Here is a 14,574-nt window from a genome sequence, read left to right as displayed (position 1 = left end):
ACGGCCGGGAATGGGAATCCCCCGCGTGGCTGTTGAACCGCCTCGGAGGGCACACCGGGTCCTCCGTCCGGCATGCCCGCAGCGAGGAGGAACGCCACGTGAGCCAGTACGCCGGCAGGTTCGGGCGCCGCTCGGCGAGCGCGTCCTCGCGGCTGCGGCTGCACCGCCGCCCGCGCCGCGTCGCGATGCTGTCCGTGCACACGTCACCGCTCCACCAGCCCGGCACCGGCGACGCCGGCGGCATGAACGTCTACATCGTGGAACTCGCGCAGTGTCTCGCCGCGATCAACATCGAGGTCGAGATCTTCACCCGCGCGACCACCGCCTCCCTCCCGCCGACCGTCGAGCTGGCGCCCGGCGTCCTGGTCAGGCACGTGGACGCGGGCCCCTACGAGGGCCTCGCCAAGGAGGAGCTGCCCGCCCAGCTGTGCGCCTTCACGCACGGCGTGATGCAGGCCTGGGCCGGGCACCGCCCCGGCTACTACGACCTCGTCCACTCGCACTACTGGCTCTCCGGGCACGTCGGCTGGCTCGCCGCCCAGCGCTGGGGCGCCCCCCTGGTGCACGCCATGCACACCATGGCCAAGGTCAAGAACGCCAATCTCGCCGACGGCGACAACCCCGAGCCGCCCGCCCGGGTCATCGGCGAGACCCAGATCGTCTCCGCCGCCGACCGGCTGATCGCCAACACCGCCGAGGAGGCGGGCGAGCTGGTACGGCACTACGACGCCGACCCCGCGCGGGTCGCCGTCGTCCACCCCGGGGTCAACCTCGAACGCTTCAGGCCCGCCGACGGCCGCGCCGCCGCCCGCGCCCGCCTCGGACTCCCGCAGGACGCCCTGATCCCGCTGTTCGCGGGCCGCATCCAGCCCCTGAAGGCCCCCGACGTGCTGCTGAGGGCGGTGGCGGTGCTGCTGGACGAGCGGCCCGAGCTGCGTTCGCGGATCGTCGTGCCGGTGGTCGGCGGCCCCAGCGGCAGCGGCCTCGCCAAGCCGGAAGGGCTCCAGAAGCTGGCGGCCAGGCTCGGCGTCGCCGACGTCGTACGGTTCCGCCCGCCGGTCGGGCAGGAGCAGCTCGCCGACTGGTTCCGGGCCGCGTCGGTGTTGGTCATGCCGTCCTACAGCGAGTCGTTCGGGCTGGTCGCCATCGAGGCGCAGGCGACCGGTACGCCGGTGCTCGCCGCGGCCGTCGGCGGGCTGCCGGTGGCGGTGCGGGACGGCGAGACCGGGTTCCTGGTGCAGGGGCACGATCCGGCCGGGTACGCGCGCGTGCTGCGCGCCTTCGCCGACCAGCCGCACCTGGCGGCGGAGCTGGGCGCGAAGGCGGCCCGGCACGCCCGCGCCTTCGGCTGGAACGCCTCGGCCGCCGCGACGGCCGACGTCTACACGGCAGCGACGCAGGCACACCGCCGTCGCGTACGCTCGCCCCATGGCTGAAGCTGACGCGCAGAAGGAGGCCGCCCAGGTCGTCGAGGCCGTCCTGAAGGACGCCGAGCTGGCTTGGGAGAGCCCCGAGCCCGGCACCTATGTGGTCCAACTCCCGGGCACCCGCAAGCTGTCGACGACCGTCTCGCTCCGGGTCGGCCGGCACTCGCTCTCCCTGAACGCGTTCGTCATCCGCCATCCCGACGAGAATGAGCCGGGCGTCCACCGCTGGCTCCTGGAGCGCAACCTCAAGCTGTACGGCGTGAGTTACGCCGTCGACCGGCTCGGCGACGTCTATGTCACCGGCCGGCTCCCGCTGCCCGCGATCACCCCAGAGGAGCTGGACCGGCTGCTCGGCCAGGTCCTGGAGGCGGCCGACGGCGCCTTCAACACCCTTCTGGAGCTGGGCTTCGCCTCCGCGATCCGCAAGGAGTACGCGTGGCGGGTGTCCCGGGGGGAGTCGACGCGGAACCTCGACGCGTTCACCCACCTGACGGAACGCACGGACGAGAAGCCCGGACACCCGAACTGACCCGCACGGCACCGGTGTTGGCGCTCCCCGACCGTGGCACGAAGCGACGACGCCGATGTCAATATCGACGTTGACGTTGACGTTGATGTCGATCTGAACGCTGACGTCAGGTGCCGTCCCGCGGCGGCTCGGTCCGTACCCCCGCGCGGTAGCGCCCCGGCGGCACGCCCACCAACTTCCCGAAGTGGCGGGTGAGATGGGCCTGGTCGTAGAAGCCGGTCAGCGCGGCCACCTCGCCGGGTGCCCGGCCGTCGAGGAGGAGACGGCGGGCGCGGCCGACCCGGCGTGACATCAGGTACTGGTGCGGTGCGATGCCGTACGCGCGGCTGAACGCCCTGACCAGGTGGGCGGGATGGGCGTGCAGCAGCGCGGCGGCCGCGTCCAGGGTGAGCCCTTCGACGACGTGTTCGTCGAGCAGCTCGCGCAGTCGGCGGGCGAGGGCGGGGTCGGCGAGCGGCTCACCGGCCGGCCGGTCCGCGAGATGCGCGCGCAGCCGCTCCCCGATGAGCGCCAGCCTGCTGCCGGCCTCCAGTTCCTCGCCGGGGTGGGCGAGCGCGGTGTGCAGCTGTCCGACGCGCAGGCGCAGCAGCGGGTCGCGCAGATCGGGTCCGTCGACGGCCGCGCCGATCAGGTCGTCGGGGAGGTGACTGGCGTCCAGGTAGACGACGCGCTTGCGGAAGCCGTCGGCGGTGGCGGGGGCGCCGTTGTGCGGGACGTGCGGAGGCAGCAGACTCACGGTGTCGTGCGGGGTGCCGTGCTCGTGCCGGTCGAGGTCGTACCGTACGGCGCCGTCGTCCACGATGAGCAGCGTCCACGCGTCGTGGACGTGCATCGGGTAGGCGTACTCGGTGAACCGGGCGTGGAAGACCTCCACCACACCGGAGACCCGGGGGCGCCAGGCGGACACTTCCCGCTGGGGGCGCTGAGCGGCCATGCAAAGAACGTACAAGACGCGGCCGGTTCCGGCTCGGCAGTCTCACCCCATGAACAGCGAACCCACGACCCCCGAGGCCGCCCCCCGCTTCGACACCAAGATCGCCGTCCTGCTGCGGGACGACCTGGAGCAGTGGCAGCGCCTGAACGTGACCGCGTTCCTGGTCAGCGGCCTGGCGGCGGAGTTCCCCGAGGTGATCGGGGAGCCGTACGAGGACGCCGACGGGGTCGGCTACCTGCCGATGATCCGGCAGCCGGTGCTGGTCTTCGAGGGCACGAAGGAGACCTTGACGGCGGCCCACGCGAAGACCCTGGCCCGTGCGCTGCCGAGGTCCCTCTTCACGTCCGACCTGTTCGCGACGGGCCACGACGCGGCGAACCGGGCGGCGGTGCGAGCGGTCCCGACGGCCTCCCTCGACCTGGTCGGCCTCGCGGTGTACGGGGCGAAGAACGCGGTGGACAAGGTGCTGAAGGGGGCGCGGATGCACCCGTGAGGGGGCGCGCGGCGGGGTGAGCCGAGGTGAGGTGAGGTGAGGTGAGCGGAGTCAGCAGTCAGCGGCCCCTCCGGTGGAGGTGTCGCTTGAGCCGCGTCGCTTGAGCCACCGACGGACCGCGTCAGAACGCGGCAGGACCACGTCGGAACGCGGCAGGACCGCGTCAGAACGAGGCAGTACGCGAGGCAGGATCGCGTCAGAACGAGGCAGAACGAGGCAGTACGCGAGGCAGGACCGCGTCAGAACGAAGCAGAACGTGAGGCAGGACCGCGTCAGAACGCCTCAGGACCTTGTCAGGATCGCCCCGGTGAGGACGGTGAAGAGGCGGTCGGCGCGGGACGCGAGCGCGGGCTGGTCGCCGACCCAGGCGATGGCCCCGGCCAGCGCGTACAGGTCGGTGCCGTCGATGTCGGTCCTGGCGGTGCCCTCGGCCTGGGCGCGGGCGAGGAGCCGGGCGCCCGCCGCCTTCATCCCGACGCAGGACGCGTGGAGCGCGGAGTCCGGGTCCTCGATGGCCGCGACCATCGACGTGATGACGCCCTGGTAGTCGGACGCGCAGGCGACGAAGTCGCGGAGCCAGCGGACGAGCGCGTCCCCGGCCGAGGGGGACGACTCCAGCTCGGCGGCCTGGACGGCGAGCCGGTCGAAACCCGACCGCAGCAGGGCCTCGAACAGGGTCTCCCGGGTGGGGAAGTGCCGGTGCATGGTGCCGAGGCCCACCCCGGCCCTGCGGGCGATGTCACGCAGCGACGCGCCGGCGCCCTCCTCGGCCAGGACGACGCCCGCGACCGCCAGCAACTGGTCGTAGTTCTTCTTGGCGTCAGCGCGCACGGACCTCTCCTTGCTAAGCGGGTCAGTGACCCGTATATTCGGATCGGTGACCCGTTTAGGGTAGTCCACTGGTGCGGGAGAGGGAAAGCGATGCCGACGACCACGATGAAGGCGATCCGGCTGCACACGTACGGCGGCCCGGAGGTGCTGCGCCACGAGGACGTCCCGGTGCCCGCGCCGAAGCCGGGCGAGGTGCTGGTGCGCGTGCACGCGGTGGGCGTCAACCCGCCCGACTGGTACCTGCGCGACGGCCTGACCGTCATGCCCGAGGAGATCCGCCCGAAGATCGACCTGCCCGTCGTCCCCGGGACGGACGTCTCGGGCGTCGTCGAGGCCGTCGCCGACGACGTGACGGGCTTCTCCCCGGGCGACGAGGTCTTCGGCATGCTCCGCTTCCCCGGCTTCGACGGCGCCGCCTACGCGGAGTACGTCGTCGCGCCCGCGTCGGACCTGGCCCCCAAGCCGGCCGGCATCGACCATGTGCACGCGGCGGGAGCGCCGATGGCGGGGCTCACCGCGTGGCAGTACCTGGTGGAGGTCGGCCACGACCACCCGTCGCCGTTCCAGGCGGCCCGGCACCGGCCGGTCGCCCTCGGTACGGGCACCAGGGTGCTCGTCAACGGCGCGGCGGGCGGCGTGGGGCACTTCGCGGTGCAACTGGCGAAGTGGAAGGGCGCGCACGTCACCGCGGTGGCGTCGGGCGGGCACGAGCCGTTCCTGCGCGACCTCGGCGCCGACGAGGTCATCGACTACACGAGGACTCGCCCGGAGGAGACCGCGCGCGACCTCGACCTCGTCCTCGACGCGGTCGGCGGCCCCACCAGCCACCGCTTCCTGCGCACGCTCAGGCGCGGCGGCGCGCTGTTCCCGGTCTTCTTCGCCGAGGTCGACCCCGAGGAGGCCGCGCGCCTCGGCGTCACGTTCTCCATCAGCCAGGTCCGCTCGAACGGCCCACAGCTCGCCGAACTCGGCCACCTGCTCGACGCGGGCACGGTCCGCGTGGCGATCGACAGCACGTACCCACTGTCCCGAGCCCAGGAGGCCCACGAACGCGCGGCCCGCGGCCACATCAGGGGGAAGATCGTGCTGACGGGGGTGTGAGGGCGGCTGGGGCTTCGAAGGAGGATGGCCTACAGCAGTCGAGGGTGCGCGTGACCCCCAACCTTTGTCAGGTTGGGGGTCTGTCGTGCGCGGGCTTCTGGCGAGTGCCCTCAGCCGACGAGGTGGTCGAACTCGCCTGCCTTCACGCCCGCGATGAACGCGGCGAGCTTCTCGGGTGACGTGGTGACGATGCTCGCCGGGTCGTCGCTCTCGCAGAGGAGGATCTCGCCGTTGTGCTTGGCGAGGTACAGGCACTGCTCACCGCCGCCCCCGGAGAAGCTCGACTTCTGCCAGTTGAACTCGCTGTTCATTTCCGGATTCCTCTCGGTTCCGCCGCGTCGTCAGCTGATGAGGTGGTCGAACTCGCCTGCCTTCACGCCGTCGAAGAAGGCAGCCAGATTCTCTCGTGACGTCGTGATCGTTCTGCCGGGGTCGTCGCTCTCGCGTATCTGGACCGTGCCGTCGGAGTTGAGTGAGAGCTCGACGCAGTTCTCCCCTCCGCCTCCGGACTTCTGGGCCTTCTGCCAACGGGTGGGGGATGCGCTCATATCTGTGCCTCTCACATTTCTCGCGCGATGTGGTGAATGAGCTGCCGTGACTCTTCCGGATCGAGGGACGCGCGCTCGGCGATGTCGAACAGCGCCCTGTACTTTTGGAGATCGGCTTCGGCGTCGAGGAACCGTCCGCCGAAGGCCGCGTCGATCTGCACGGTGTCGAGTTGCGGGACTATGCCGTGTGCGTACAGCACCGGTTGCGTCACCTCGATGAAGTCCTCGCTGGTGAACGGGATGACCCGCACGGTGACGAGTGGCATGTGGGAGACGTCCACCAGGTGTTCAAGCTGTTCCCGCACGACCTTCCGGCCTCCGAACCGCATACGCAGCGCCGCTTCGTGAATGATGGCCTCGAACCTCGGGGGAGTATCGCGCTCGAAGACGCAGATGCGCCTTCGGCGGTACTCGACCCGTGCGTCGACCTCATCCGGCGGGAGTTTCGGTACGACCCCCTCGAACAGGGCGCGCGCATAGTTCTCGGTCTGGAAAATACCGGGGAACGTGACGGACTGCATGGACCGGAGCGCGGTCGCGTGCAGCTCCAGTTCGGCGACATCCAGGAAACCCGGGGTGAGAATCCCTCGGTACTCGTCGAACCAGTGCTGCCCGCGATGCTCGGCGGCAATTCCGCACAGGGCCGCGATCAGTGGCTCGTCGTCGCAGCTGTAGAAGGTCGCCAGTCTGCGGATGCGTTCCTCGCTGACGCCGACGCGTCCGGCTTCGATGTGGCTGATCTTGGCTTGGTCGATGGACAGCAGACCGGCGGCTTCGCGCGCGGTCCTGCCCGCGCGCTCGCGCAATTTCCGCAACTCCGCGCCCAACCGGGCCTGTCGTGCGGTCGGGTTGTCCCTCGGCGGCATGTGTCCCTTCCCTGTCTGTCCCGAGTCTGCCGGTAACGGCGCCACGGGTCCACCCACTACCTCGATAGGTTGACATACTTGCCACGGGGCATACTTGACCCCTACGGTCCTGACCGTGCCACACGCACCCCGGAAGCGCGAAGTGCAGCCGGTCGCAGGCCAGTTGACGCTGCCCTGCGACGGGCCAGGCCACGGCCGTGGTGCGGCAGTCGGTGTCCACGGCACGCTGAATCAGATGGGGAGAGCGCCACATGACCACGTCAGCATCCGAACGGCAGCGCACGGCGTACCAGTTCGTCGTCCCGAACTCGAAACTCGCCCCGAAGCTGGGCCGGGACCTGATCGCCACCCTGCTGGCGGTCACCGGACACCCTGTGCTCGTCGACGCCGCACGCCTGTGTCTGAGCGAGGTGATCACGCTCTCCTACCTGCACACCCGCACTGCTCGACTGCACCTCGACGTCTCGGTGTGTCCGGGACGCGTCTTGGTCGCGGTCAGGGACGACGAATGGTGCGAACGTCCTGGCCGGGGTGCGGGCAGGGCCCGTCTCGACGAGACGCGAGGTCAAGGCTTCCTGTTGCTGAATCGGCTGTCCGCCGCGTGGGGCGTGGTGACCTGGCCGACGGGTGTGGAGGGGAGCGAGCGCAAGAGGGTGTGGTTCACGCTCGACGACGCGGAGGTGACGTCGATGGCGTGAACGGACGGGAAGCCGGCCAGGGCGACGACGGCTGGGCCCCGGCCCGCCCCCCTCAAGGCGCCGTCGTCTCCGTGGTGAGCCGTGCGCCGCTCCCGTCGCGGCCCCTCTCCCCGCCGCCGGTTTCCACGGCTCCTCGGCCGGTTTCCACGGCGCCGCCGCCGTTCTCCACGGCCCCTCCGCCGGTTTCCACGGCTCCTCGGCCGGTGGAGCGTTCCGCTGGTGGGAGCCCCCGCATCAGCGCCGCGTAGCCGACCGCCGCCAGCGTGCCGACCAGGGCGCACAGGCCCCACAGCCACTCCGCGCCGTAGCGGTCGATGACGAAGCCCGACATCAGGGGCGCCACCAGGGCCGCGACCGCCCAGGAGAGCGTGTACATGCCCTGGTAGCGGCCGCGTCCGTGGACGGGGGAGAGGCGGACGACCAGACCCGTCTGGGTCGGCGCGTTCACGATCTCGGCGAGGGTCCACACGCAGACGGTGAGCGCGAAGACGCCGACCGACCCGGCGAAGGCCGTCAACCCGAAGCCGTACCCGGCCAGGATCGCCGACACGACCAGCAGCCGCTTCGGGTCGCGGTGTTCGATGAACCGGGTGACCGGGATCTGGAGCACGACGATCAGCACACCGTTGACGGCGATAGCCATGCCGTAGTCGGCGGGCGTGAACCCGGCCTCGCCCATCGCGACCGGCAGCCCGATCGAGCCCTGCTGGAAGACCACCGAGATCAGGAACGACAGTCCGACGACGCCCATGAACCGGCCGTCGCGCAGCACCGTCCCGAGGCCGACCTCGTCCGCGGCCCTCTTCTCCGCGGGCGTCCGCTGCGGCCGGGACTCCGGCAGCTTCATGAAGACGACGACCGCGCAGACCGCCGTCATCCCCGCCTCCAGCAGGAAACCGGCGAGATAGCTGAACTCGGCGATGAACCCGGCCGCCGCCGAGGAGACGGCGAAACCGAGGTTGATGGCCCAGTAGTTGAGGGAGAACGCCCTCACCCGGTCCTCGGGCCTGACGATGTCCGCCATCATCGCCTGCACGGCCGGCCGCGACGCGTTCGACGTCATGCCGACGAGGAAGGCGACGCCCGCGATGGCCAGCGGATGGTGCATGAAGCCCAGCAGGGCGACGGAGGCGGCCGTCGAGGACTGCGCGATGAGCAGCGTGGGACGGCGCCCGAGCCGGTCGGTCATCACACCGGCGCCGAGCGAGGAGAGCACGCCGCCGAGCCCGTGCAGGGAGGCGACGAGCCCCGCGTAGGACGCGCTGTAGCCGCGGTCGAGGGTCAGATAGAGCGCCATGAACGTGGCGACGAACCCGCCGAGCCGGTTGACGAGGGTGCTGGTCCACAGCCACCAGAATGCGCGGGGCAGCCCGGAGACGGACTCCCGGGCGGCACGTCTGAGGCTGGCGAGCGGCATGGTTCTCCCCCGGGACGGACAACAGCGGGTAAGTGTCTGAGGCGACGTCCGGACGTTACATTCGGGGCGCTCAACCGAGCTACTCAATTAACAAATGCCGTCAACTGTCCGGCCCCCGGGCGCCTGCCGCAGGCCCCGAACAGGTGGATTACGCTCTGACCCATGGCCGACGCACCGTACAAGCTGATCCTCCTCCGCCACGGCGAGAGCGAGTGGAACGCGAAGAACCTGTTCACCGGCTGGGTGGACGTCAACCTGAACGAGAAGGGCGAGAAGGAGGCGGTCCGCGGCGGCGAGCTGCTGAAGGACGCCGACCTTCTCCCCGACGTGGTCCACACGTCCCTCCAGAAGCGCGCGATCCGCACGGCCCAGCTCGCGCTGGAGTCCGCCGACCGCCACTGGATCCCCGTCCACCGCTCGTGGCGCCTGAACGAGCGCCACTACGGCGCCCTCCAGGGCAAGGACAAGGCCCAGACGCTCGCCGAGTTCGGCGAGGAGCAGTTCATGCTGTGGCGCCGGTCCTACGACACCCCGCCGCCCGCCCTCGAGGACGGCACGGAGTTCTCCCAGTCCGACGACCCGCGCTACGCGACGATCCCGCCGGAGCTGCGCCCGCGCACGGAGTGCCTCAAGGACGTCGTCCACCGCATGCTGCCGTACTGGTACGACGCGATCGTCCCGGACCTGCTGACCGGCCGCACGGTCCTGGTCGCGGCCCACGGCAACAGCCTGCGCGCGCTGGTCAAGCACCTCGACGGCATCTCGGACGCGGACATCGCGTCCCTGAACATCCCGACGGGCATCCCGCTCGCCTACGACCTGGACGCCGATTTCAAGCCCCTGACCCCGGGCGGAACCTACCTGGACCCGGCCGCGGCGGCGGCAGCGATCGAGGCGGTCAAGAACCAGGGCAAGAAGAAGTAAGCCCACACCGCGCTAAGCCCCCGACCTGCGAGTTCTTTGCGGGTCGGGGGCTTTTCGGTGGGGCGGGGCCGTCAGGTGCGACGACGCCAGCGACGGACCCTGACATCAAGGGCGATCAGCAGCGCCACGGGGACGGCGATCTCGGCGGGAGCGTCGGCCCAGAGGGCGAGCGCGCCGCCGGCCGTCCCGATGAGCGCGAGCGGCAAGTCGCGGGGACGGATGTCGACGGTGACACCTGCGCGTGGGACCATGTGGCCTCCATCTGTGGTCGGTTCCTTCTCAGGGCTTCCGAACGCGGAAACGGAAACGAATGCCGCCCCTGGCCGGGCGGCATTCGTATGCGCTGGAACCTTCCCATAGGCGTCGCCTGATACACAAACACGCAGATGGATTGAGAACGCCGTCCGCGTTGATAGACGATTCGTCTCTGAACCAGGACTGGGAAGCTGTCCAGGGCTCGCCAGCTTCGGATAACTTTCCCCATTCTCCCTCTTCCGCCCCTCCGGGCTGAGCTGAGCTGAGCTGGGCTGGGCTGGGCTACCGAGAGTTACCCATGTCGACCTGGGATTATCTGAGGTTGCCGGGGGTTGCCCATGGGCTCCATCTGCCCTCCGTCATCGCCCTGCGGCAGGTTCTTCCATCGATGGATGAATACGGCTCGGGTGCTGATCTATCGGAATCTCTCTCCTGAGAGAGAAAGCAGACCTGAGCTGGTGATTTACCGCCGGCCAGCGATTTTCTCGCCAGGCAGAAAGACTTTCTTTCATGGAAGAAAAGAGGTGCGCAGACGTACGGAGACGCCGAAACGGAGGCGTCCGATGGCGAAGGGGGGCGAATCTGCGGCCTCTCTTCCCGTCTGCTGGTCCAGGCGAGTGCCGATCTGTGGACCCGACTGCGGTCGGAACGACGATCACTCTGCCACACGGCACAGCAACTCGTCTATACGAGTATGCGTGTTGGGGTGTATGAGTCCGGAGGGGTGGCCTCGCGCATCGCCGCTCAGGTCGCCGGGAGTCGATAGGACAGGACGTAGGCGTCCGCGGCCATGACCGTGTCGCAGACCTCAACGGCCCGCTCCTCGGTGTCGTAGGCGGTGCGGAGAAGACTGATCACGGGGACTCCCGGGGCCAGTTGGAGGGTCTTGACCTCGGTCGGGGAGGGCATCCGGGCACGGATCTCCTCGTCGAAGTGGTCGAGGCGGTGCCCCAGTTCCTCAAGGCGGGCATAGATGCCGCCGGGACCGGGGTTGGGTTCGGCGATCCGCGTCCCGCGCGCGATGTCCAGCGGCAGATAGGAGACCGCGAACTCGACCGGACGTCCGTCGAGAAGATACCGGCGTCGCCGGGCCAGCACTCGCCGCGCGGAGCCCAGCCGGGCCGAGATGTCCGGGCCGGCCTTCTCCTCCTTGACCTCCAGACTGTCCACCGTGGGGTGGCTGCCGGTGGCGTCGGCCTCCACGAGGAACGCGGACTTGCCCTGTTCGCGGTGGCGCCGGGCGAACCGGTCCGACGCGAGACGTCGCACCGGCGGACGCGGCCGGACGAAGACGCCCTTGCCGTGCTCGGCGTGCACCAGGCCCTCACCGGTCAGCAGGGAGAAGGAGTTGCGAACAGTCATCCGGGACACCCCGTAGTGATCCACCAACTCGGCCTCCGAAGGCAGCTTCTCACCCTCCCGGAACCGCCCCCGGTCGATGGCTTCGCGCAGTTGGTCGGCGATCTGCCGGAAGACCGCACGATCGCTCGTGGGGTCGAGGTCACCGAGGAGGCCCGGGGAAAGCGAGGGGCTCACGCGTGTACTCCTTTAGATATCTAGACGAGTGGGTGAGTGCTGTTGCTACGGTGGAGAGCCTAGCCATCCGAGAGGGCCGAGGAACGTGAGCGCAGAACGCCCGCACTCCGTGAGCGTGGCCGGAGTCGTTGTTGACGACCAGGGCCGCGCCCTCCTGATCCAGCGCCGCGACAACGGCAAGTGGGAGCCCCCGGGTGGCGTCCTCGAACGCGAGGAGACCATCCCCGAGGCCCTTCAGCGCGAGGTCCTCGAAGAGACCGGCATCAAGATCGCGCTCCCCGCGACCCTCACGGGCGTCTACAAGAACATGACGGGCCTGATCGTCTCGCTGGTGTTCCGCTGCGAGGCGGCCGACGGCACGCCGACCACCGGCGATGAGACCCGCGCTCTGCGCTGGGCCACCCGTGAAGAAGTCTCCGAGCTCGCCGACGAGGCGTACGCGATCCGCGTCATAGACGCTATGGACGCGGTGTCTCCGCTGGCGATCCGCGCCCATGACGGCGTGAAACTCGTCTAACCCGAACCCGCTGCACATGGCGGCCTACCAGCATGAAGAAACTTGTATGCACGAGTATACGAGTAGGACGCGGGTCTGGGGAGTGTCTTGCCCAGGTCTCCCGGAAGAGGTCAGCCGGGCCCGCCGCTGGACCCGCGACATCCTGCGAGGCTCCCCTTTTGCCGAAGACGCCGAACTGATCGTGAGCGAGCTGAGCGCGAACGCGATCCTCCACACGGCGAGCGGTCGGGAGTACGGCAGCTTCCACCTGGCCGTCGCGGTCTCCGCTCAGGTGGTGGCGGTCTCGGTCACGGATGACGGCGGCACGGGAACGGCCCCGAAGGTCGAGCACCAGGACCAGGACGCCGAGCACGGCCGCGGACTCGGCATGGTCAACGCGCTCGCGCACCGGGTCATCGTTCACGCCAGCGGGACCGGTCGCACCATCACGGCGGAGCTCTTCACCGACGCACGCCGAGGAGGGCAGCCGTGCTGAAAGCGACGACCAGGCACGGCTTCTGGTGCGAGTGCTGGACCCAACGGCTCGACGGACGACGCCCACCGGCCCTCTTCGGATCCTTCGACGCGTACTCGGCGGTCGAGGCGAACAACTGGGTGGCGACGATCTTGCGCACCATCTCACCGGCCCTCGACACGGCCGCTTCACAGGCAGCTTGGACACGTCTCCAAAACGACCGCATCGACACAAGACGAGCCCTCTTGCGCCGGGAGCCCTGGACGGTATCCGTCACGCACGTCCGCACACGCATCACACGGACCGGCCGGCCAGCTATGTTCCTACCCTTGGCGCACCGTCAGGGGCGCGAACTCCCAGCTTGCGCAGACGACTTCAAGCCCCGCACGACCGACTGAGTTACAACTTTCTCTACTGGTTCAAGGCGGCTCGCTCCGCTTCCCGCGCGCGGCCCGGCCCCCGGCCGGGCCTGCGCTCCTGTCTCCGCCCCGCTCCAGCCCGGCCGGCGCCCGTGCCGCGCGCGCACAGCAATCAGCCGCCTAGAGAGAAGGAGCACGTCCAGACTGAGAGCTCCACAGATTTCGCTGAGCCTCGTCTCAAGCAGGAAGCCCGCTTGAGCAGACCAGTCCGCCGCGCCGAACGATGACGAAGTCCTCACCCTTTCCTGGTGCCGCCATGCGAACCTTCTCTATGCTGCTCGGAGGAGTCTTGTGATGCTGGGCACATCCACCGCGGAGGCCGGTTTTGTACATCGAAAGAGTCGTACTGAAGAACATCAAGGGGTTCGAAACCTCGGATCTCAACTTCACTCGCGATGACGGAGAGCATGCAGGTTGGGCGGTAATCACCGGCGACAACGGTTCCGGGAAAACAGCCCTACTTAAGTCGATTTGCATGGCAATCCTTGGACCGGACGACTCCCGCGTCCTCCTAACGGATAACCGGGGATGGGTAACCGAAGGAAAGGATTCGGGAACAGCCTCTGTCGAAATCAAACCTTTCAAAGAATATGATCGCACAAAGAGAGGGGGATACCCCGTCCAGAATACCTTCTGGGCTGAGATCGGATTCTCCCGAGAGGTGAACGCATGGGTTATCTCTGGCTCCGTTGACGTATTTCGACACAAGAAAAGAGGTGCATTCAACGGCCCCTGGGCCCCCGGAACACAAGGGTGGTTTGCGCTAGGTTACGGACCGTTCCGTCGCTTGTACGGAAGTTCTCCTGATGCTCAACGCTTGATGGTAATCCCCGGACGCGTACCTCGTTTTGCGACACTCTTCAAGGAAGACGCGACACTAGCCGAAGGTGAGCAATGGGTAAAGCAGCTGAAATACAAAAAGCTTGAACAGAAAGAATCCGAGGAAGTCACACTCGACTATCTTCTAGAGCTTCTGAACGATGACTTTCTGCGTCAAGGTGTCGCAGTGGACGAAGTAAACTCTGAGGGGATTTGGCTCACAGACCCAGCAGGCCGGAGAATGCCGCTTTCTGACATGAGCGAAGGGTACCGATCTGCGCTTGCAATGCTGATCGACATCTTTCGCCATATGGTAGATGTGTATGGCATCACAGGACTCACGGAAAAGCGCGGCGACGGAACGGCATACGTCAACCGCCCAGGCGTAGTCATCATTGATGAAGTTGACTCACATCTCCATCCAGCTTGGCAGCGAGAAATCGGGTTCTGGCTGAAGAAGCACTTCCCCCTAGTTCAATTCATCGTCACCACCCACAGTCCGCTAGTATGTCAAGCCGCCGATGGGGGGCGTATCTACCACATGCCGCAGCCAGGTCAAGGGGAGTCTCCTTTCCAGCTGAGCCCAATCGATTTTAATCGCGTCATCGCTGGAAAGCCAGATCAAATTCTCCTCACTCCAGCATTCGGCATGAGCCACACCCGATCTCCACAGGCCGTAAATGCTAATAGGAGACACTCCAGGTTGCGTGCCAAGCAAATTGCCGGGAAATTGTCAACAGATGAGTATGAAGAGTTGGAGCAACTGTCCCTATTCGCAGAGGCGGAGTAAATCGCAGAATGCGAAG

17 protein-coding genes are annotated in these 14,574 nt (G+C 68.1%); 9 read left to right on the top strand and 8 right to left on the bottom strand.

The window, feature by feature from the left end; all coding sequences use genetic code 11:
- Positions 1-98 precede the first annotated feature (98 nt).
- Positions 99-1,436 carry a D-inositol-3-phosphate glycosyltransferase gene (gene mshA, locus DDJ31_RS18045; protein ID WP_127179253.1) on the top strand — a complete coding sequence of 446 codons (1,338 nt, stop codon included), beginning with the start codon at positions 99-101 and terminating at the stop codon, positions 1,434-1,436.
- Positions 1,429-1,956 carry a YbjN domain-containing protein gene (locus tag DDJ31_RS18040; protein WP_127179254.1) on the top strand — a complete coding sequence of 176 codons (528 nt, stop codon included), beginning with the start codon at positions 1,429-1,431 and terminating at the stop codon, positions 1,954-1,956. The genes mshA and DDJ31_RS18040 overlap by 8 nt, the downstream gene beginning before the upstream one ends.
- Positions 1,957-2,062: 106 nt before the next feature.
- Here the strand turns inward: DDJ31_RS18040 and DDJ31_RS18035 are convergent, their stop codons facing one another.
- Positions 2,063-2,890, bottom strand: a complete 828-nt coding sequence (locus tag DDJ31_RS18035; protein WP_127179255.1) for an AraC family transcriptional regulator — start codon at positions 2,888-2,890, stop codon at positions 2,063-2,065.
- A gap of 49 nt (positions 2,891-2,939) precedes the next feature.
- Here DDJ31_RS18035 and DDJ31_RS18030 point away from each other — a divergent pair, with 49 nt between their 5' ends.
- Positions 2,940-3,383, top strand: a complete 444-nt coding sequence (locus DDJ31_RS18030) for a DUF2000 domain-containing protein (protein WP_127179256.1) — start codon at positions 2,940-2,942, stop codon at positions 3,381-3,383.
- Positions 3,384-3,665: 282 nt separating this feature from the next.
- Here the strand turns inward: DDJ31_RS18030 and DDJ31_RS18025 are convergent, their stop codons facing one another.
- On the bottom strand, positions 3,666-4,214 hold the full coding sequence (locus DDJ31_RS18025) for a TetR/AcrR family transcriptional regulator (protein WP_127179257.1): 549 nt from the start codon (positions 4,212-4,214) through the stop codon (positions 3,666-3,668).
- A gap of 90 nt (positions 4,215-4,304) precedes the next feature.
- On the opposite strand from DDJ31_RS18025, the gene DDJ31_RS18020 reads away from it, so the two are divergent.
- Positions 4,305-5,315, top strand: coding sequence for an NADP-dependent oxidoreductase (locus DDJ31_RS18020; RefSeq protein ID WP_171480839.1), 1,011 nt, complete (start codon positions 4,305-4,307; stop codon positions 5,313-5,315).
- Between the two features lie 110 nt (positions 5,316-5,425).
- On the opposite strand, the gene DDJ31_RS18015 is transcribed toward DDJ31_RS18020, so the two are convergent.
- Genes DDJ31_RS18015 through DDJ31_RS18005 form a run of 3 tightly spaced genes read right to left on the bottom strand, consistent with a single transcriptional unit; the run spans position 5,426 to position 6,729 of the window.
- A complete protein-coding gene (locus tag DDJ31_RS18015) occupies positions 5,426-5,626 on the bottom strand; it encodes a DUF397 domain-containing protein (protein WP_127179258.1) in 201 nt (66 codons plus the stop codon).
- Between the two features lie 30 nt (positions 5,627-5,656).
- Positions 5,657-5,863, bottom strand: coding sequence for a DUF397 domain-containing protein (locus DDJ31_RS18010; protein ID WP_127179259.1), 207 nt, complete (start codon positions 5,861-5,863; stop codon positions 5,657-5,659).
- 11 nt (positions 5,864-5,874) lie between these two features.
- Entirely contained in the window at positions 5,875-6,729 is an 855-nt protein-coding gene (locus DDJ31_RS18005; protein WP_127179260.1) for a helix-turn-helix domain-containing protein, read from the bottom strand.
- A gap of 251 nt (positions 6,730-6,980) precedes the next feature.
- Here DDJ31_RS18005 and DDJ31_RS18000 point away from each other — a divergent pair, with 251 nt between their 5' ends.
- A complete protein-coding gene (locus tag DDJ31_RS18000) occupies positions 6,981-7,427 on the top strand; it encodes an ATP-binding protein (RefSeq protein WP_127179261.1) in 447 nt (148 codons plus the stop codon).
- A 52-nt stretch (positions 7,428-7,479) separates the two neighbouring features.
- Here the strand turns inward: DDJ31_RS18000 and DDJ31_RS17995 are convergent, their stop codons facing one another.
- Complete coding sequence (locus DDJ31_RS17995) at positions 7,480-8,844, bottom strand: MDR family MFS transporter (RefSeq protein WP_127179262.1); 1,365 nt, start codon at positions 8,842-8,844, stop codon at positions 7,480-7,482.
- A gap of 162 nt (positions 8,845-9,006) precedes the next feature.
- Here DDJ31_RS17995 and DDJ31_RS17990 point away from each other — a divergent pair, with 162 nt between their 5' ends.
- Positions 9,007-9,768: a phosphoglyceromutase gene (locus DDJ31_RS17990; RefSeq protein WP_127179263.1), complete on the top strand. Its 762-nt coding sequence runs from the start codon at positions 9,007-9,009 to the stop codon at positions 9,766-9,768.
- Positions 9,769-9,839: 71 nt separating this feature from the next.
- Here the strand turns inward: DDJ31_RS17990 and DDJ31_RS17985 are convergent, their stop codons facing one another.
- Together DDJ31_RS17985 and DDJ31_RS17980 are read right to left on the bottom strand one after the other, a co-directional pair.
- On the bottom strand, positions 9,840-10,019 hold the full coding sequence (locus tag DDJ31_RS17985; RefSeq protein ID WP_127179264.1) for a hypothetical protein: 180 nt from the start codon (positions 10,017-10,019) through the stop codon (positions 9,840-9,842).
- A 748-nt stretch (positions 10,020-10,767) separates the two neighbouring features.
- Complete coding sequence (locus DDJ31_RS17980; RefSeq protein ID WP_127179265.1) at positions 10,768-11,559, bottom strand: GntR family transcriptional regulator; 792 nt, start codon at positions 11,557-11,559, stop codon at positions 10,768-10,770.
- A 109-nt stretch (positions 11,560-11,668) separates the two neighbouring features.
- Between DDJ31_RS17980 and DDJ31_RS17975 the strand changes: the two genes are divergently transcribed.
- From DDJ31_RS17975 to DDJ31_RS17965, 3 genes are all read left to right on the top strand, one after another.
- Complete coding sequence (locus tag DDJ31_RS17975) at positions 11,669-12,076, top strand: NUDIX hydrolase (RefSeq protein ID WP_127182730.1); 408 nt, start codon at positions 11,669-11,671, stop codon at positions 12,074-12,076.
- Positions 12,077-12,122: 46 nt separating this feature from the next.
- On the top strand, positions 12,123-12,551 hold the full coding sequence (locus DDJ31_RS17970; protein WP_127182731.1) for an ATP-binding protein: 429 nt from the start codon (positions 12,123-12,125) through the stop codon (positions 12,549-12,551).
- A gap of 723 nt (positions 12,552-13,274) precedes the next feature.
- Complete coding sequence (locus DDJ31_RS17965; RefSeq protein ID WP_127179267.1) at positions 13,275-14,558, top strand: AAA family ATPase; 1,284 nt, start codon at positions 13,275-13,277, stop codon at positions 14,556-14,558.
- Positions 14,559-14,574: the final 16 nt, after the last annotated feature.

Origin of the sequence: Streptomyces griseoviridis, assembly GCF_005222485.1 — a bacterium.
GTDB classification, from domain to species: domain Bacteria; phylum Actinomycetota; class Actinomycetes; order Streptomycetales; family Streptomycetaceae; genus Streptomyces; species Streptomyces hintoniae.
This window is presented reverse-complemented; position numbering and strand designations above follow the sequence as displayed.

What these genes read in the sequence shown, in the direction of transcription:
- DDJ31_RS18040 (WP_127179254.1), top strand. Translation starts at nt 1,429, where the DNA reads ATGGCTGAAGCTGACGCGCAGAAGGAGGCCGCCCAGGTCGTCGAGGCC.
- DDJ31_RS18035 (WP_127179255.1), bottom strand. Translation starts at nt 2,890, where the DNA reads ATGGCCGCTCAGCGCCCCCAGCGGGAAGTGTCCGCCTGGCGCCCCCGG.
- DDJ31_RS18030 (WP_127179256.1), top strand. Translation starts at nt 2,940, where the DNA reads ATGAACAGCGAACCCACGACCCCCGAGGCCGCCCCCCGCTTCGACACC.
- DDJ31_RS18020 (WP_171480839.1), top strand. Translation starts at nt 4,305, where the DNA reads ATGCCGACGACCACGATGAAGGCGATCCGGCTGCACACGTACGGCGGC.
- DDJ31_RS18015 (WP_127179258.1), bottom strand. Translation starts at nt 5,626, where the DNA reads ATGAACAGCGAGTTCAACTGGCAGAAGTCGAGCTTCTCCGGGGGCGGC.
- DDJ31_RS18010 (WP_127179259.1), bottom strand. Translation starts at nt 5,863, where the DNA reads ATGAGCGCATCCCCCACCCGTTGGCAGAAGGCCCAGAAGTCCGGAGGC.
- DDJ31_RS18005 (WP_127179260.1), bottom strand. Translation starts at nt 6,729, where the DNA reads ATGCCGCCGAGGGACAACCCGACCGCACGACAGGCCCGGTTGGGCGCG.
- DDJ31_RS18000 (WP_127179261.1), top strand. Translation starts at nt 6,981, where the DNA reads ATGACCACGTCAGCATCCGAACGGCAGCGCACGGCGTACCAGTTCGTC.
- DDJ31_RS17995 (WP_127179262.1), bottom strand. Translation starts at nt 8,844, where the DNA reads ATGCCGCTCGCCAGCCTCAGACGTGCCGCCCGGGAGTCCGTCTCCGGG.
- DDJ31_RS17990 (WP_127179263.1), top strand. Translation starts at nt 9,007, where the DNA reads ATGGCCGACGCACCGTACAAGCTGATCCTCCTCCGCCACGGCGAGAGC.
- DDJ31_RS17985 (WP_127179264.1), bottom strand. Translation starts at nt 10,019, where the DNA reads ATGGTCCCACGCGCAGGTGTCACCGTCGACATCCGTCCCCGCGACTTG.
- DDJ31_RS17970 (WP_127182731.1), top strand. Translation starts at nt 12,123, where the DNA reads ATGCACGAGTATACGAGTAGGACGCGGGTCTGGGGAGTGTCTTGCCCA.